Source organism: Thermosporothrix hazakensis (assembly GCF_003253565.1).
In the GTDB taxonomy this organism is placed as follows: Bacteria; Chloroflexota; Ktedonobacteria; order Ktedonobacterales; family Ktedonobacteraceae; genus Thermosporothrix; species Thermosporothrix hazakensis.
The window spans coordinates 89,682-106,264 of record NZ_QKUF01000016.1 but is presented as its reverse complement, the minus strand read 5'-3'; the positions used below and the strand labels follow the sequence as shown (position 1 = coordinate 106,264).

The following is a 16,583-nucleotide window of genomic DNA, read 5'->3' as shown; positions in this document are numbered from 1 at the left end:
CCATCCTCATCCTTGAGTAATGGCAATAACTTCTCTACCTCTACTCTATGCCCTATTACTTCTACCACTTTTCTCCTCACATGCCCATCCTCATCATTACAAGCCATTTCTATCCATGTATCCGGAATATCATCTCGTTCCCCTAAAAAAGGGATTACAAAACTTCTTTTCCCTTTATCAGTTGAGAAGAAAGCGTCTTCTAATAAGGAGAATGAGACACATTTTACTATTTCTATCAAGGAAACCGAAAAAAAATAGTCCATATATCGTTCAAGTAACACCCGAAATACCTGATCCGCTGCACCAAGTTGAAGCGAAGCGTGAGCTACAAACAAAAAAGAACTAACATTGTTCTGTATTGAAGGTTCCTGCAACAACTGCTGTAAAGAGTTCGTCCATGCGGATCGTACAGCTTCAGGGAGACGCTTTCCTCCCTGAAGAGCTGCGAGCAAATGGTCTTGTTTCCCTGTACGCCGCTGCTCGACAGCTTCCCACAACTCCTGCTTCCACTGCTGAAAAACTCTTTCCCCTATTGGAAGCAGAGGTGCAGGAAATGAAGCCAGTTCAATAAGCAGTTGAAGCGCCTGAAGCAGGCATAGGTTCCCGGGGTCTCCCTCTGGAGTCTCCTGCTGTTCAAGCAAGTCTTCTAACCAACGTTGGATTACCGCCAGACCCACTTTCTTATGCGCTTGCAGCAATGTGACCGCCAGCAATTTGAACACCTCGCTCCAGCGGCTATATGTGCGCTTTTCCTGGAGCAATTGCCATCCGGCCTCTCTGGCACGCGGATCACGGCTACAGAGCTGGCGGGACAATGCACGAGCAGCACAATATTCCTGGAAGGTCAGATGCCGAAAGCCATACGTCTTGTTCGCTACGCTCTCTACCACCCCCGATTGCAGCAGGTTTCTGGCAATCTGTCCAACTTCAGTATCAGAACAGCCCTGTACCTCGCGAAAGAACAGAAGCAGCTCTTCCAGTGTAAACACCCGACCACGAGACTGATGCACCCACAGTGCCAGCTCTTCTAATCGAAACAGAACCAGTTCCCGAATGATAGGATCAGCGTTTCGGCAGGCAAGGACCGCCTCGATAGCTTGCTGATACAATTGGGCTCGATTGGAGGGCAAGCTTCCGCTTCGCACATAGACCGCTGCTGCCAGACTGAGTAGTAAGGGGTTCTCACACCAGCTTGTGACCTGCATATCCTGTGCTAGCTGATGTAGAAAGGTGTCGATATCTGGAGGTGACTGGCGCTGAACCAGAAACACACGCTCCAGCTCAGGAAATAAGCGTCTGAGCAGTTCTTTCTGATGGTTCTCGTCGAGTGGCTGAAGCTCCCACTCGGCAAAACGTCCTTGCTGAAACTGTCCTCCCTTGTATTCCGTGAAACGGGAACCTACCAGCCAGAGGCCTCCTTGCCTGGCACTCTGGTGATTGATCCACGCGATGAGTCTGGTACGATCCTGCGCTTTCACCTCATCCAGTCCGTCCAGACACAGGCACGCTTGTCCTTCCTCAATCGCCTGCCACAGCACCTCTGCAAACTCCCGCTCTATTCCATACTCTTTCACCATTTCGTTGAGATACTCGGAGATGGAAAGATTGATGCGAGCAAGTTCTGATAACGAAATGAAAAGAGGCAGCGGAGCCGCGCTATCTTCAAGCGCTTTTTGGGCAAAAACAGAGATCAGATACTTGAGTGTTGTTGTCTTTCCACTGCCGGGCCCTCCCAGGACAATGAGCCGACCCGAAGTGCTTTTCTCTAACGCCTCTTCAATATGAGCGACCACCACATGCTGAACAGCGAGTTCCTTCTGTTTCTTCGCTACCTGCTCATCTTCGTCTGGCAAAAAGCGCCGCTCGTCTCGTGACAGATCCTCAGCAGATCGAGAACTCGGCAATAAACGGAGTGGTTGATACAATGCATGTAAGGAGAGGCCATCAGGTCCAAATGGCAGTCTCACGTTTTCGTAGAGACGCTTCACGTGTTCGAGGTAACGTTGACGAGCTTGACTCAGATCTCGCCGAGCAACTCTTTCCTTCTTAGGCGGATCGGTCAGCCAGATTTCCCAGTTCCCCCCCTTCTGCTCACCAAAGAGCCACGGCTCAGGCAACAACTCGTGAATGCCATGTTTCTCTTTCACCTCTTTCACCTCCTGCAACGCTTGCGGCATCCATGCCCAGATATCTTGCAGCGAGAGTGACATCTTATCTGGAGAGACGCAGGCAAAGTGAGTCGTACAGGCAGCCCGTATCGCCCAGGAGAGAAACCCCGACCCTCCATCTAAATGCTCCAATTCTAAAGCCCTCTCTCTGTGGGAACAGGCTGAAAGAATAAAGTGAGAACAGCCATGAAAGAGAGATTGCAATGCAGCGCGTTCGTCAGGAACATCTCGATATATTCCTTGATGTGCCGCCCCGGCCCAGCAACAATCCAAAATGAGCGCTTTCGAGCGAGCCGAACAATACTCGATATATTTCTTGATTGCAGCACATTCGATCGCCGTAGCAACCGGGTCATTGAGGTCTGTCCCATTGCACACCAGATAAAAATCACCTCCATAGAGACAACCATGACCAGCAAAGACCACAATCACTGTATCTTCCGACCGACACTGATCTAAAAACGTCTTGAGCCCGGAGAGCACCTGTTGGCGACTCTCCGCAATAATGGACTCCACCGCGATAAACTGACAACGTTCCCCGCGAAACACAGCAGCCAGGCGTTCCACATCTTGTTCAGCATAGGAGAGGCGGCAAGAAGCTGGACCATTGGCCCCTATGAGATAGGCAAAGCGTCTATGGGTCATGACTACTGCGTCTTCTCCTCCTCTGAAGCCGGTAGCGTTGGCATCGATACAGAGGGAGGTGGCGCGATCCAGGGACGCTGCTCACCCTTGCGAACAATAGTTTTACGCATGATTGTTTCCGTTCCATCAGGACTTCTCGTGACCGTCTCTTCGATCTCCCAGGTCTCTTCCCGGTTAGGAGGGGTGATTTGGTTCATCAAACGAATCAAGAGAGGGGTAAGGCTACCTGCCACTGCTGCTGTGACAAGCAAAACGGTGGTGAGATCCCGACTCCCGACAGGCGCAGCCGGATCAGCCTGCAAACGCATGCGAAGGTTTGGCACTTCTTGCTGAAGCTCCTCATAGAGATCAATTCCCTGGTCTTCAAGTAACTGCTGTGCTTCTTCAGAAAGCTCCAAAATGACGATCGTTGAGTCCTCCATCTTCCAGGATTCTCCTTTTGTGGTGTTCTACATAGCTTCTTTCTACTTTACTAAACGCATCGCGACCTGTCAATTAAAAGCAGAGAAAAACAGCCTTTTTTGAAGAGAAAAGACAAGGGAGCTATGAAGGAGGGAAGAAACAGAACCCGATACTATTGCACAATAGTCATCTCAGATTCTGTCGAGGAGAACGAGAGATGTTATTTTGTTTTTGCACAGCATTCCTCTGTCAGAAATAAGTCAGCGACCTTCCCTGCACTCCGAGGAGAAACTACCATATCTCTATTCAAATAGTATCTATTTACTTTACAAGTATAATGGTAAATATAGAATGTTGTGTAATACACATTTATATTACTTGTTCCATATACCTTTCACACGGAATGAATTTATATCGCTGCTTTTGTTCCGAAGAGGAATGGAGATAGCATGGAATGGAGCGTAAAAGGCGTGGCATTTTGACAGCGACAGGCACATAGGAGGCTTCGCACGCCTGCTTTTTTTTTACCATACTGATCTCTCATAGCAACGCGCAGAAGATATCATGGTTCTGTTCAAATCGCGTATTCGATTTTGGTGCTCTCTTACCTTACTCCTTCTTTTCGCAGGGATGTTTTCTCTCGAGTTCAATATTACTTCTGCCCATGCAGCATCTATTGTAGCAAAAGCGTATAAAGTGAAAGATGGGACGATATCAGGCACGCTCACGCCGCTAGCACATCCGAGTCACTTTCTAACCAGAGCGACTGTCTTCGCTATTGATGGGCTCTTAGAATCTGAGGGCGTTCAGTATTTTGTGTTGCATGGAGTCCAGGAGAAGCAGGGATATAGATAGCGCTTTTTGCTGCATGCCAACAAAGAGAAAAAAGTGAGAGTTGTGGAAGTTTTCGCGAATACTGAAACGCATACCCAACTTCTCGCCGTTGGTACCCCGCCTGACAGCAAAATTATTGACTCCTCCTCGATCGAAGAAAGGAGCCTTGAAGCAGAGTTTCTCTACGGCTCATCTTCGCCATGCAGCTCGGTCTGGAAATTTCATGACAACATGGTGGGACCCCATCGATATTGCAGTAAACTGGGTACAAGATACTATTTCTTTTAACTACAATGGGAGCGTGGTGACCTCTTATTCTGGTAGTGATAATCGTTGGTGGCTTTCCGAGACTGGTTGGTTTGAGGCAAGTCATCGCATTGGAGATTCCTACGGACCAGGAAAGAGTTCGGCAACTGTCTGGACGGAGTCTCATATGCAGAATAACACGTTTTGTCCCGGTCAGACAACCAATGTCTATTATCAGGATAATGCAGTCTATGGGAGATGGCACTATCTCAGGCGAAACGAATACCTGGGATGATGGAGGATGTGCTGATTGGCTGCACTATACGGCTGCGCTGTCTTAGTCTTGTGAGGAAAAGAAAACACTCAGTCTCATCAGGCGTCAGCAAACTGTCCCGATCAGTATTTTCAGTTTCCCACTTGCAAGCTGATCGGCTGAATGAAGAATCCTTGGACTTGTGCCCTGGGGAGTGTCAATATGCCAATGGTGCACCCTTCCGGGGAGCAGATGGCACAACTCACACAGATAGCGGAAGAGGGGAAACTGAAAACATACCTGGATGGTGTTTTCTCGCTTCAGGAAGCCGGGCGCGCCCATACTCTGATTGAGAGCGGCCATGTTCGGGGCAAGCTCGTCTCAGGAACAAGAGAGGCACAATGGTGGCCTCCCTGGAAAGGGGAAGCCACCCACTCTATCTGGCAATTCCCCTGATTTCAAGCAAAAACTCCGGGCATACCTGTACAAAGGAGCACAGAAAGCTCCGTCCTTTCAACGCTGTCTTTTCCCCACACGTTCCGTCTGAGAGAAGAGGGAAATGGCGGGAAGTGACATTCTGAGAGAGAATCACCCATCCAGAAGGTAAATCAACACATCAACTACTCGGCCGATCGAGCGAAGTAAATTGCTGTTTATCGCTTCATCGGCGCAGAGGGAACTGCGACGCTGTTCAGGAATGTTCTCACCTGTGTCAGCACACGCTCAGGTTGCTCTCTCTGAGGGTGGTGTCCGGCCTGCGGGATCAGCTCAAAACGAGCATTGGGCAACGACTGAGCATAAGCACGCCCGTAGTCTGGAGGAACAAAGGTATCATGCTCGCCCCAAAGACAGAGCACTGGAACGTTGACGCGTCTCAGGCGGCGACGCAATTTGGGATTCCATAGCCCGCTTGGTCCAACATAGGCACGTAATGCCTCAAGATTTGCTGGCCATCCGCGAGCCGCCTCTGCCTGATTGGCTGTGTGCGGACGCATCATGGGTTGTGGTAGCTTGTCTACCTTGATCCCTGCTGCATCAATCAGGATAAGGCCACCCAGGCGCGTGGTACTGCGTACTGCCAGTTCGGCTGCAATCCAGCCTCCAAACGAGCAACCAATAACGACCACATCGTGCAGGTCGAGCCGGTCAAGAAGATCAAGGTAGGTAAATGCGAGATCGTCAACACTATTAAACCACTCCGGGCGCGGTTCACCCTCAAACCCAGGATGGGTAGGAACAAAAACATGTGCCTGTTCTGCCAGTCCTTCAGCCAGCCCGGAGACACTTTGGGGTCCTGCTGCGCCATGCAAGATGAGGAGAGGGCGACCATTCCCCTGTTCGTCAACCCGTAGTATCAGGTCGTCGGCAAAAGCCTCCCGGCGTGTCCTGGAAGGAGCAGAAAGAGCGGCAGGTTTCTGATCCTGAAAAACAGGGGGAAGATGATCGGCTCCATCGGGAGCGATTGCCTTCCTCAGGCCCTCCTCAGCACCACGTGCCGCAATCTCTGCGCGAGCAAACATCGCTTTTTCATAGGTCATCACCGCCTCTTCCAGGCTCTTGCATTCGCTCATCGCACAAGCAAGCTCGGCCGCGTCGCGCATGGCAAGGTTTACCCCCTGACCAGAAAAAGGTGACATTAAATGCGCTGCATCACCCAGAAGCGTTACCCCCGGATGGAACGGCCAGCGATGACCAACAGGAAGCATAAAAAGCGGCCTGACTGCAAATTGGTCGTTACATTCCCGAATCAAAGCAAGCAGGCTCTCGTCATAATCGGCAAACTGGTTAAGAAGCCACTCACGCGCCATTTGAGGTTGCTCAGGGGTGAAACCGGTTGCTTTTTCCCATCCCAGAGGAATACGAAGGCATGCATACACACGGATGTGCCCATGACCGTTACGCTGTGCCATCAGTCCTTTGTTCGCGGCAGGAGCAAACATACCTCCGTGCCCTACCAGTTGAGCAACAGCAGGATGCTGCTGATCCACATCGTCCAGACCGAACTCAAGAAAGGTGACACCTGTATACGTAGGCGTGGCACTTGAAAGGAGCGGACGAACACGGGACCAGGCCCCATCCGCGCCAATCACCAGATCAAAGACCTCTGTTGTCCCATGCGCAAACTGTATCTCGTAGGTTCCGTCGCCCCCTTGTCGAACTGACCGGACTTCATGCCCCCAACGCACCACACCAGGCGTGAGCGAGTTCAGTAACATCGCTCTCAAGGCGGTTCGGTCAACTTCCGGTCTGTTCTGTGATCCCTCATCTGGCTTGATTTCAAAGAGGACCTTGCCTTCTTTGCTCAGGCGGCGCATCCCCTGGTCTTCATAGCGTGCAATACGCTGGAATGGTTCATCGAGCCCGGCAAGGTGGAGGGCCCACTGACCGCCTTCCGGATGAAGGTCAAGCGATCCTCCTTGAGGCCGTTCGTCCGGGTGTTTTTCACGCTCAAAGACGGTTACAGGAATATGACGGGTTTGTAGAATGCGTGCAAGTGTCAGGCCACCCGGGCCCGCACCGATAATGGCAATACGAGCAGAGCTGTTTGGAGTCATACAATGTTCCTTTCTCATCTAAAGGGATCTTCTCTACCAAAAATTGAACACCGTTCAACTTGAACACTGTTTAATTTACACCAGGATATGCTATACTGTCAAGTGGTATGAAGATTTGCCGAGAACAGATTATTACAATAGCCCTCTCTCTTCTTGATCGCGAGGGTTTGGAAGGGGTCACGCTCAGAAAAGTTGCTGCTCAACTTCATGTTCACGCGGGAGCACTCTACTGGCATGTGCAGAACAAACAGGAGTTGCTTGACGAGCTGGCAAATGCGCTGCTCTCTCCCTATTTCGTGCAATGGGAAGGACGAACTCCAGAGCAGCCATGGTCGAAGTGGTTGCAAGCAACCTGTGAGCATCTACGAGAGGCAATGCTTTCTCATCGCGAAGGGGCTCGCGTCATTGCAGGTGCTGGTTTAGGCCGGGCTGTCCAGTTAGCGCAGCTTATGGAGTTGATCGTTCAAAGCCTGATGAGCGCAGGCTTCTCTCTCCGTCAGGCCTTTCTCACCTGTTCTACAGCTCTCTCCTATGTCTATGGATTTGTAATCGAAGAACAGGCAGCACCAACCAATGCTTCTATAAAGCAAGCTCGTTCCTCAGAAGAGACGCTTATCTCGAAAATCCAACATGAGAAGCGGATTCACCATTATACAACAGAGATGGACTTTCGGGCAGGACTGGAGCTCATCCTTGAGGGAGCAAAACAACAGCTTCAGAAGTAAACGCAGAGACCCGATCGCTTCTCTCCCTGTTGAGTATAGAAAAGTGGCTGTTTTCAGAATGCTTTACCTATTACCATTATTGCCGGAGTGCTCGGGTTCGTCTCTGTCCGGCTCTTCACGCAGGACAGCCCGTGGCAGATGGTAATAAAGCTAGAGGAGTGGGTGAGGACTCCTGGTTTCAAAAAGAATGACCTGCGTCTCTCTCCCAGGACACGCAAGCCTCCTTGCGCGTCTGTACACGATAGGAAAACCTTCCCCTCTCGACGAGAAGAAAATGGCTATAGTATAATCAGGAGAAAAAAGAAGAGAGAGAAGCTCAATGAAGTCAAAGATCCCATCTCGCGAGGCGAGCCTCTTCTGTCACTCCATTTTGAGTTCGCTCGATCGTCTGGTCAAATGCCTTGATGGGCTAAATGAGAACCAACTGAACTGGCGTCCTCCTGCTCCTAATACCAACAGCCTGTATGCCCTGGTTGTTCACACCCTTGCACATACAGAAGAAAGTCTCCTCCTCACGCTGTTTGACCAACCAAGTCAGCGAGATCGCGAGCAAGAATTTCAGGCGAAAGGCCAGTCCGCAGATGCCTTGATCGCTCAGTGGCAGTCCTTGCGTGAACGATTGCAGCAGACACTCCTGAACCTTTCTGCTGATGACCTGGAACGAAAACATCTCCATCCTCGTCGTGGCTACATCACGGGACTCGATATTCTTCTTATTGTTGCAACCCATATAGCTGAACATGTAGGGCACGCGGAATTAACTCGTGACCTGGCACTTGCTTCAACGCTTCAATAAAACACCTTGAAGAATAGGACACCTGCTCTCTGCCTTAAGCTCTGCACCGACGCGTAAAGGAGGCCACAACCCCAATTCGCAGCACGCTTCGATGCGAGCAGGCGTCGATCCAGAGCTCAAGGCAGTTCTTCTGAGGCAAGCAGGTAAGAACGCAGCAGTCCGTTTCTCACATGGGTTTTGGGGCTCAAGGAGCAGACAGAATATCAGAAAGACTCTCGCGGGATCTGGAAGCGCTCACATATACCACCGGTCAGGATCGCTATGGAAGGCCAGGAGATGGAAGCACATCGCTCATATCTTACCTCCCTGAGGTGCCGGATGGGACACCTGCAAGTAGCCTGTGTGACCTTCACCAGGATGGCATGAGGGATTCCTGTCAGGCGAGCAGAATCAGAACAGTATGTGAGAATACTCAGGCACGCACCGGGAAGCGCCGTTCAAGCGCCTCTACGACGTGCCGCAGGAACTCCGGTCCCCAGTCACGAAGATCGAGCGTTGGCCAACTCAATACCCAGTTGACCAGATCGATCTGACGTACCAGTTCAAAGAGTTGAAGCTGCTCCTCGTAGTCGTGAGGAAGCGCGCGTATCGATTGATATCCCTCAAGAAATGCTGCACGCTGTACTGCCCACTCCGCCTCGGTCACATTCTCACGCTCCAACGCCTCGCTGAACGTGGGCGCCATATCAAACAGATAGTACCCCCAACCACAGTCTTGAAAATCGATCGCACGCACCTCATCCCGGTAAAACAGGTAATTATACTGATGCAGGTCGGAATGGATCATGCCAAAGACCTCGGGCCCCTCACCAAGTGCCTCCATTCGCAGCCTGATATGCTCGGATGCACACTGGAAGAGCGCCCGCTCCTTGCGCGAAAAGACCTCCTCAGCCCGCGACGTGCCCAATGGCGCCTGCGGACCGAACAGCCAGCCCCAGTTAAGCCGAGGCCGCGTAAAGCCAGGAGGCGGCTGGAAGCGGCGCGAGTGCTCATGCAGCCCTGCCATAAACTTCCCCACAGCCCGGAACTCCTTCGCGCCCAGGCTGGCCTCGCGAATCGTCCCCTCAACCCAGTGAAACAACACAATCACGCGCGGCCCGGGCACCGCATCACTCGTCACCTCGGTAAGCAGCTCGCCATCGCGGTTCGTCAGCGGCAAAGGCACAACAATCCCAAGATCACGATGCAGCGCCAGGAGCCAGTGCAGTTCAGAACGCAGCTCATCACGCGAGAGCTGCGCCGGGTCGTGGATGCGCAAGACAAAGCGGCCAGCCGGCACGTCGACCCGCACAATCGGAGTACTCACATTGTTCAATAATGTCAGTTTTGCCTGCTCGAATCCATAGCGGGTAAGCGCCTGTTGCGCCATAGCCCGGAGTCGGCGATAGCGTCCTTTATGTGTAAGAAGGGTATATGGTTTCATGTGCTCTTCCTCTTAAAATCTGAAGCAGCCTGAAAGCAAACTGACTCACCTCATCAGTGCTCTTCCCTGGCAACGTGAGCAGCACCGTGTCAGAAAGTCGTGCCCGCCATTTCAGTGCAGCCAGCACCATCCCCCCGCTTCGCTTGTCCTCGTTTTCCACAAAGGAAGCAGAGAAGGTGGTCATATACCTGATTTTTCTTTCACCTGGCTCCCTATAGTATACCTTGAAATGAGTATATTTTCGGAAAGCGATGCTGCAACACTGCACACTTTTTTCTCCCTTCCTGATCACGACTGCCCTTGAAAGACCAGAGAAGCAAGGCGCCGTATCCTGAGATCCAGTGACTCAAGAAACGGCTCAGGATCGCTGACATGCTCCAGGAGCCACCCATCCGTTACGATGGAATGCACAGCCCTATTACAGGCACATATTGCCCGCGCTGATGTAACCCTGAGCGGAACCACGATCCACACCGGTGAGGTGATGATGCTTGATATCCTTGCCGCAAACCGGGATGTGTCTGTTTTTCCTCATACACATGAGCTCAACTTTGATCGGGTGCCTAATCCGATGGTGACGTCTGGATGCGGCATTCACGCCTGTGTGGGGCAGCAGATCGCGCATATGGAACTGCGTGTGTTACGGTCGACGTTGCTGCGACGCCTGGCGGTTTCGCCTGAAGAAGTGCCCTGGAGGCTAAACGATTCGGCAACTTTTGGTTGGTTCATCTTCCCATGACCTGGGAATTCTTTTCTCTGTCTGTTACCTCTCTTGAGGATGGCATTTCGCTCCTTTTGGAGCGAGCTTACCATCCTCATGCGAACGTTTCTGCTCTCAAGCTCACTTAACATATGTTATGCGACACAGTGTGTCAGGCAAACGGTATCCGTCTATTGATTGCATAGAATCCCCTGGAACGATAGGCACCCCTGTTGACACTCCCCGCATCAAAGGCGAAGGATTTCAAACCGCTTGTCCGCCCTCGGCTTTCGAGAGCGCGTAGAGGCTATGAAAGGGCGGAGCTTTCTGAGCCATTTCCTGGTAAAGCTTCTCACACGCTTCTCGCCGACGTCACTTTTTCTGGCCGCTCACAATGCTGGAGGGGAACATGAGAGCTTGCTTCCCTCTATCCAGCTAGCAACCTCAGGCATGCTCCTGCTCGCGCCAGAGCTGAACGTTTTTGCGCATCTGCTCTATATGCACAAGCACATGCTCCGTATATGTTTGTAGCAGGTCATCCAGGCTGAGTATGCCACTCTCAGGATGCTGAACTGTGTTGCTCCAGGCGCTTTCTGGCAGGAGCGTGAGCAGTTGATAGGTCGTTTGGCGCAACAATCGGAAGAGATGAAGCACCTCTTCAGTATTCTGCTCATGATAATACAAACGTTCTGCATACCGATCCTGGTCATAAACACTGATGGGCGAGCCCGGTTCAGCAAGAGCGGTGCGAATACGGATAAAGCCATGCACTTCGGCGTCTGCGAGATGAATAAGAATCTCATGAATGCTCCATTCATGAGGAGCTGGCTTAAAGTGCCAGGAGTGGCGAGGAAATGTTTCCAGTGCCTGCTGAACCTCAGCATATGCCTGTGAATACCGCTGAAGAAGTGCCTGTCGCTCTTGTATCGTTGCCATGTGATTTTCTTGCCTTTCTCAAATTGTTTCTGACCTCTTCTCCCAGAAAAAAACAAACGGGCACGATATCCCCATAGGGGTGCACACCCTGCACACATCCTATCTCTTTCCCGATACCCCTGGCAAATGAACAGGACCACCGGATAGGGCCCTTCTTTACCGGCACACCTCACCAGACCTTTTCTTATCTCCTTCTCAAAGAACCACCTATCAGGAGGATGTTGCATTGCTGCCACCCGAATATACTGCAACAACAGTGCACACAAAGCATGGTACTCCACATGGTCATGTGGCTTCTGAAGTGGATACATACCTATTAAAGAAAGGCATTGGTTATGGCTCTAGTGTTTCTCATTCTCGGTCAGCTTTCGTTCATTCTAGGACTGGGAGTGTTTCTGAATACTCTGAGAGGAAGAACAGATAACTGGTTTAACGTGCTTGGCTTCCTTCCTCACGAATTCCAGCTCCCTGGAGGTGTCGTTCTCCTGCTGGTGGGGCTGACAGTGGCACTCATCAGCGGCTTAATTCTATGGAAATCGAAGAAACAGCGAGCAGCTTAGAGGCAAGGCCGGTAAAGCTGATGTAGTTGAGAGGCGAGAAAAGAAAAACCCGAGATATGTTTGCTGCCTCGGGTTTCTTTTTTCGACTCCAACAGAAATATGCTATACTTGGAGGTGTTGGGTAACACCATATCCCTCTTTTTCTGAAAGGATACTCCATGCCCAGATACATTCCTTATCAAATCAAGTGGTCTGAGCAGAATCAACGCTATGAGTTTCTGCTTGATGGCCTTGCGGATTCATGGGCCCTCAGGTCAGAATGGCTTGAGCAGATTCCGTCATTTTCCTTTCAGAGTCGCTCCGGGAGCCACTATACCGCACGCAAGGAAACAAAACAGCGAGGCGGTACCTATTGGTGCGGTTATCGTCGCACGCAAGAGAGAATCATAAAACGCTATATCGGCAAATGTAGCTATCTCTCTTTATCGCTCCTGGAAGACATCGCGCATAGTTTCGCGAAACCAAGTCGTCCAGCCTTGCTGTCCTCATCTGCCGAATCTCAATCATTCCCAAAGCTTGAAAGGCAAACAAACCGGCTTCGTGCCCCTTCCAGAACCACTCCTCGTCGAGCTTCCTTTCCTCTTCTCCTGTCCAAACTCTCACCACAGCTTGTTGAACGCTCGCGCCTGCTTACCCCGGCTCAATGAGGCTCTTTCGCATCCAATCACTCTGATTCAGGCGCCAGCAGGCTTTGGCCAAACGACCGCGGTCCTTCAATGGATGAACCGGCGCCACAGGACAGCCACAATAGCCTGGGTCTCGCTCGACACTCAGGATAACGACCTGCACCGCTTCTGGCGCTCTATCATTGCCGCATACCAGAGCCTGAATGAAAGCATAGGACGAGCCGCGTTAGCTCAACTTTCCGCCATTACACGCCCGCCTTTTGAACAGATCTCAATAGAGGTTATCCTGACACACTTCATCAATGATCTTGCCCAACAGAAGCAGGATGGTCTTCTCGTGAAGGACCACGTGAAACACATCCGTCAGAAGCTCGGGGTCAACAACCGCCTTCAGGCAAGCGAGATTGCACGCCGTCTCCACCTCAACACGCACCAGGCCGTTTTGCAAATACTCTCTCAATCCGCTTTTCTCAGAAAGAATGGTGCTCCTCTTTTTTATTGCAAGGGATGGAGCACATAAGCCTGCTATCTGTGCTGTTTCACTCCCTCAAGAATCAGTTCCAATCCAGCCAGAAAGTCCATATCAGCCGTGTAATTGTTGGCCTGATGCTCCTTCCAGGCAGTAGACAAAATCGAGCCACCTGACCCCTCGCACCTGTTTGCATCGTCATCGCCTGGTGCAGCCTGTTCTTCAATTACAAAGCCATAAACATAAGAGAGAATGGTATTACAGGTGATGAAGGCCAGGCGGGAAGGAAAACCCGCGACGAGCAGATTGTGAATGATCGCCTCCACCAGCCTCTTTAACGTAATGGCACGAGCAAACCCTGCTCCTGCAACCACCCGTGCGCCTTCACGATGTGCAAGCATCGCCTGCCGTAAACGCTGGCATACCTCTCGTAACCAGTCCTCCCAGTCCTGACCCGACGCCGGCTCTTCGTGCTGCGAGAACTGTTCGGATAACAGTCTGTTCGCCATCTCGTCAATCAAATCCTGTTTGTTGCGCACATGCCAGTAGAGAGCCCCGGTGTGAACATGCAGATCTGCGGCAACCTTCCTCAATGTGACCCCTTCCAGACCGTCCCGATCGAGCAGGGACAGGGCAGTTTCAATGATCTGTTCTCGGCATATTTTCATAACTTTCCTCTCCAAAAAACCCAGAACACAGCAAGCTCCAGAAAGTGCGCGGGCTGCCTGCTGGTTAGTACTCTGCCTATGATGCCTTGACATTATAGCATAGCATCGGGTAGAATTGGACAGTGTTCAATTGAACAGCATACAATTTTTATGTCCGTAATCTAATGGAGGTTTTTTTGATGACCACACGAACGTCTCCTCGTATTAGCATCGTTGGTGGCGGGCGGATGGTCTGACTCTTGCGCGCTTGCAGGATATGCGCAGGATTCCTGTAACAGTTTTTCTATGCTCAATCATTGGGAAGTGCACGCTTTGAACTGATCCTGAACGCTGGCCATATACCTCCGGGCTCATCAGCCCGAGCGCGTGTCTGCTCTGTGAAAGAGTTTATGAACAGTGTTGCTGTTTGGTGAGTGTATGATCATGTGAGCTACGCCAGTGTGTATGCGTGCCCGTCCGGTTCGCAAAGGGGCCAATGGAAACGACTCAGTTTCTGATACCTTGTCAGCGGCCTACTTTGTGTCTCTGACGCCCGAACCCTCATCCTCACAATGATTTGGGTGGTGCTCAGAGAATGTTGAGATTTACACACCTGATACTTGATGTATATGGGAAGTCACAAAGTAAGCAAAAGGTGGATAAACACACTCTCCTACTTTTGCTTTTAATGTAGCGCCAGGTAAGAGCTATTCTCGTACTGCTATCAAGAGGATACTGGCTCAACACAGAAGGGAACGTATTTTTTACATTGACCACGTGCACTCAGGCTCCTCACCGAAGCATTCAGGTGGCACTTGCCGCCAGATAGGAATAATGAAGAGAGGTATACCGAATCACCTGCTGACCACTTGTTTTTAACCAGTCAAGGCCTGTTCCTCATATCGTCTTATGTAGAGAAAGTTTTACGGTAACCAATAGTGAATATCCCCATTGAGGAGATAGAAAAAGCAAGGAGTGCTCATGAGTTTTTTTCGTCGTCTTTTTTCCTTCTCTCTCATCCAGCTCGTCATTGAACTCATTTTTCTGGCAATAATTGGTGTATTGGCCAGTTTTATTGTCTCCATGCTGAACACCTCACAATTAATCGGGCAAACCATAGGAGAGAGCATACTTGTTGTAGGAGTGGCAGCTACGTTCTTACTTGCACGCTTTTGGGTTGAGCGTCGTCCTTTTGCTGAACTTGGACTGTCCGGCCGGCATCTGGTGCGCAATCTTCTCCTCGGTTTCGTGTTGGGGTTGCTCTTGCAAGGCACGACTATTGGTATCCTCGCTCTGGCCGGGTGGTATCGCATTACCTCTATCGCCCCTGCTCCGGTCGCAGTGACCCTGATATTGCAAGGATTGGGGATCCACCTGCTGGTAGCCCTTTTTGAGGAAGGAGTCTTTCGAGGAATACTCTTTCGTCTCCTGGAGCGCTCGCTAGGATCATGGATCGCGATCATTCTCAGCGCGCTCTTTTTCGGTTTGGGACATCTGCTTAACCCGGGTGCGACCCTGTTTGGGGCGCTCGCTATTGCGCTCGAAGCGGGAATCTTGCTGGGAGTCGCGTATATGCTCACACGCAGTCTCTGGCTAGCAATTGGGATTCACTGGGCCTGGAATTTCTTCGAGGGGCCGTTCTTTGGCGCAACGATATCCGGTGTTGATCCTAGCGGAAAAACAGTTATCACCCCGACTATCAGCGGGCCAGCCCTCTGGACGGGAGGAAACTTCGGACCTGAGGCAGGGGTAGTCGCACTCCTGGCATGTCTTGTAGCAAGTGCCATTTTCCTGATCCTGATTGTAAAGCGCAAGCAGGTGATCGTGCCTTCGTGGCTCAGGAGCCGATCCAGTCGCGCTGCTGCTGCAAATAGGTGATCGCTTGCCGCAAAGCTGATACCTCAGGAGCCTGCAACCCGGCTCCTGCTGTCAGGATTGACGTACCCCTGTATGAACGCGGGGGTGCGTCACCCTCTTGCTTGCATTGCGCTCATAGGATCAACGCCTTCAACGATATTTCCCCTGTTTGGTTCTTGCTTCGCTCGTCTGGCATCTTACAGCGTATCAGGCAGCCTTTCGGGAGCGTCCGGGCTTCCCGGGATGGAGCGAGGAACAATGGGGCCGCTGGACCGCCGATGATCCCGCCTTCCGGCCTGAACTCTCCTTTCTTGCGCTGATAGACGGACGGGCGGCGGGCTTTGTGACCAACGCCGATGATGAAGAAGCCCCGCAGGATGGCTATCTGATTCAAGTGGGCGTTCATCCTGACAGACGCGGTCAGAAAATAGGGCTGCGCTTGTTACCCGCTCTCTGCGCGCCTGGCAGGCGGACGGAAAGGAAGCGATGATGCTGCATGTCAATAATAATCCCGGCGCGATTCGCCTCTATCATCAACTCGGTTTCGTCTCCGTAAGGCGTCGAGGCCGATTCCGCCGCCTTTCAGCGCATTAACACTGCCCTGGACTTCTTCCTTCAGCCGGTATGGGTGCGAGCCGCCACTGCGCAACGCCCCATAGCGGCACACTGTCCAGAAACGTACACCTTATAGCTCCTCCAGGCCTGAAGACAGGAGGCTGAAAGTCCTGTTTGGCAAACACT

The 16,583-nt window shown here is 51.5% G+C and carries 17 protein-coding genes; 10 read left to right on the top strand and 7 right to left on the bottom strand.

The window, feature by feature from the left end; translation table 11 throughout:
• On the bottom strand, positions 1-2,813 hold a 2,813-nt coding region (locus EI42_RS19980; RefSeq protein ID WP_146505388.1), incomplete at its 3' end, for an NACHT domain-containing protein.
• A 2-nt stretch (positions 2,814-2,815) separates the two neighbouring features.
• Entirely contained in the window at positions 2,816-3,235 is a 420-nt protein-coding gene (locus EI42_RS19975) for a hypothetical protein (protein ID WP_111324407.1), read from the bottom strand.
• Between the two features lie 1,037 nt (positions 3,236-4,272).
• Between EI42_RS19975 and EI42_RS31990 the strand changes: the two genes are divergently transcribed.
• Positions 4,273-4,590, top strand: coding sequence for a hypothetical protein (locus EI42_RS31990; RefSeq protein ID WP_137686437.1), 318 nt, complete (start codon positions 4,273-4,275; stop codon positions 4,588-4,590).
• 180 nt (positions 4,591-4,770) lie between these two features.
• Positions 4,771-5,004, top strand: a complete 234-nt coding sequence (locus tag EI42_RS19965; protein WP_170142768.1) for a zinc-binding dehydrogenase — start codon at positions 4,771-4,773, stop codon at positions 5,002-5,004.
• A gap of 197 nt (positions 5,005-5,201) precedes the next feature.
• Here EI42_RS19965 and EI42_RS33375 read toward each other — a convergent pair whose 3' ends face one another.
• Positions 5,202-7,103, bottom strand: coding sequence for an alpha/beta fold hydrolase (locus EI42_RS33375; protein ID WP_211326266.1), 1,902 nt, complete (start codon positions 7,101-7,103; stop codon positions 5,202-5,204).
• 107 nt (positions 7,104-7,210) lie between these two features.
• Between EI42_RS33375 and EI42_RS19955 the strand changes: the two genes are divergently transcribed.
• Positions 7,211-7,828: a TetR/AcrR family transcriptional regulator C-terminal domain-containing protein gene (locus tag EI42_RS19955; RefSeq protein WP_111324404.1), complete on the top strand. Its 618-nt coding sequence runs from the start codon at positions 7,211-7,213 to the stop codon at positions 7,826-7,828.
• 319 nt (positions 7,829-8,147) lie between these two features.
• Positions 8,148-8,624, top strand: a complete 477-nt coding sequence (locus tag EI42_RS19950) for a DinB family protein (protein ID WP_111324403.1) — start codon at positions 8,148-8,150, stop codon at positions 8,622-8,624.
• Positions 8,625-9,036: 412 nt separating this feature from the next.
• Here EI42_RS19950 and EI42_RS19945 read toward each other — a convergent pair whose 3' ends face one another.
• Positions 9,037-10,047, bottom strand: a complete 1,011-nt coding sequence (locus EI42_RS19945; protein WP_111324402.1) for a phosphotransferase enzyme family protein — start codon at positions 10,045-10,047, stop codon at positions 9,037-9,039.
• A 400-nt stretch (positions 10,048-10,447) separates the two neighbouring features.
• Between EI42_RS19945 and EI42_RS19935 the strand changes: the two genes are divergently transcribed.
• Positions 10,448-10,786, top strand: coding sequence for a cytochrome P450 (locus tag EI42_RS19935; RefSeq protein WP_111324400.1), 339 nt, complete (start codon positions 10,448-10,450; stop codon positions 10,784-10,786).
• A 405-nt stretch (positions 10,787-11,191) separates the two neighbouring features.
• On the opposite strand, the gene EI42_RS19930 is transcribed toward EI42_RS19935, so the two are convergent.
• Positions 11,192-11,683, bottom strand: a complete 492-nt coding sequence (locus EI42_RS19930; protein ID WP_111324399.1) for a DinB family protein — start codon at positions 11,681-11,683, stop codon at positions 11,192-11,194.
• Positions 11,684-12,018: 335 nt separating this feature from the next.
• Here EI42_RS19930 and EI42_RS19925 point away from each other — a divergent pair, with 335 nt between their 5' ends.
• From EI42_RS19925 to EI42_RS19915, 3 genes are all read left to right on the top strand, one after another.
• Positions 12,019-12,243, top strand: a complete 225-nt coding sequence (locus EI42_RS19925; RefSeq protein WP_111324398.1) for a hypothetical protein — start codon at positions 12,019-12,021, stop codon at positions 12,241-12,243.
• A 158-nt stretch (positions 12,244-12,401) separates the two neighbouring features.
• A complete protein-coding gene (locus tag EI42_RS32675; protein ID WP_111324397.1) occupies positions 12,402-12,890 on the top strand; it encodes a hypothetical protein in 489 nt (162 codons plus the stop codon).
• Positions 12,856-13,389 carry a hypothetical protein gene (locus EI42_RS19915; RefSeq protein WP_211326265.1) on the top strand — a complete coding sequence of 178 codons (534 nt, stop codon included), beginning with the start codon at positions 12,856-12,858 and terminating at the stop codon, positions 13,387-13,389. The genes EI42_RS32675 and EI42_RS19915 overlap by 35 nt, the downstream gene beginning before the upstream one ends.
• A 5-nt stretch (positions 13,390-13,394) precedes the next feature.
• Here EI42_RS19915 and EI42_RS19910 read toward each other — a convergent pair whose 3' ends face one another.
• On the bottom strand, positions 13,395-14,006 hold the full coding sequence (locus tag EI42_RS19910) for a TetR/AcrR family transcriptional regulator C-terminal domain-containing protein (protein WP_170142767.1): 612 nt from the start codon (positions 14,004-14,006) through the stop codon (positions 13,395-13,397).
• Positions 14,007-14,966: 960 nt separating this feature from the next.
• Here EI42_RS19910 and EI42_RS19905 point away from each other — a divergent pair.
• Together EI42_RS19905 and EI42_RS19900 are read left to right on the top strand one after the other, a co-directional pair.
• The gene (locus tag EI42_RS19905; RefSeq protein WP_111324394.1) at positions 14,967-15,863 is read left to right on the top strand and encodes a CPBP family intramembrane glutamic endopeptidase; all 897 of its coding nucleotides are present in this window, start codon (positions 14,967-14,969) and stop codon (positions 15,861-15,863) included.
• Positions 15,864-16,011: 148 nt separating this feature from the next.
• Positions 16,012-16,332: a GNAT family N-acetyltransferase gene (locus EI42_RS19900; protein WP_111324393.1), complete on the top strand. Its 321-nt coding sequence runs from the start codon at positions 16,012-16,014 to the stop codon at positions 16,330-16,332.
• Between the two features lie 9 nt (positions 16,333-16,341).
• On the opposite strand, the gene EI42_RS32670 is transcribed toward EI42_RS19900, so the two are convergent.
• Positions 16,342-16,509: a hypothetical protein gene (locus EI42_RS32670; protein WP_170142766.1), complete on the bottom strand. Its 168-nt coding sequence runs from the start codon at positions 16,507-16,509 to the stop codon at positions 16,342-16,344.
• Positions 16,510-16,583: the final 74 nt, after the last annotated feature.

Bases quoted from the DNA above. Each gene is read 5' to 3' on its own strand.
- EI42_RS19975 (WP_111324407.1), bottom strand. From the start codon at position 3,235: ATGGAGGACTCAACGATCGTCATTTTGGAGCTTTCTGAAGAAGCACAG.
- EI42_RS31990 (WP_137686437.1), top strand. From the start codon at position 4,273: ATGACAACATGGTGGGACCCCATCGATATTGCAGTAAACTGGGTACAA.
- EI42_RS19965 (WP_170142768.1), top strand. From the start codon at position 4,771: ATGCCAATGGTGCACCCTTCCGGGGAGCAGATGGCACAACTCACACAG.
- EI42_RS33375 (WP_211326266.1), bottom strand. From the start codon at position 7,103: ATGACTCCAAACAGCTCTGCTCGTATTGCCATTATCGGTGCGGGCCCG.
- EI42_RS19955 (WP_111324404.1), top strand. From the start codon at position 7,211: ATGAAGATTTGCCGAGAACAGATTATTACAATAGCCCTCTCTCTTCTT.
- EI42_RS19950 (WP_111324403.1), top strand. From the start codon at position 8,148: ATGAAGTCAAAGATCCCATCTCGCGAGGCGAGCCTCTTCTGTCACTCC.
- EI42_RS19945 (WP_111324402.1), bottom strand. From the start codon at position 10,047: ATGAAACCATATACCCTTCTTACACATAAAGGACGCTATCGCCGACTC.
- EI42_RS19935 (WP_111324400.1), top strand. From the start codon at position 10,448: ATGGAATGCACAGCCCTATTACAGGCACATATTGCCCGCGCTGATGTA.
- EI42_RS19930 (WP_111324399.1), bottom strand. From the start codon at position 11,683: ATGGCAACGATACAAGAGCGACAGGCACTTCTTCAGCGGTATTCACAG.
- EI42_RS19925 (WP_111324398.1), top strand. From the start codon at position 12,019: ATGGCTCTAGTGTTTCTCATTCTCGGTCAGCTTTCGTTCATTCTAGGA.
- EI42_RS32675 (WP_111324397.1), top strand. From the start codon at position 12,402: ATGCCCAGATACATTCCTTATCAAATCAAGTGGTCTGAGCAGAATCAA.
- EI42_RS19910 (WP_170142767.1), bottom strand. From the start codon at position 14,006: ATGAAAATATGCCGAGAACAGATCATTGAAACTGCCCTGTCCCTGCTC.
- EI42_RS19905 (WP_111324394.1), top strand. From the start codon at position 14,967: ATGAGTTTTTTTCGTCGTCTTTTTTCCTTCTCTCTCATCCAGCTCGTC.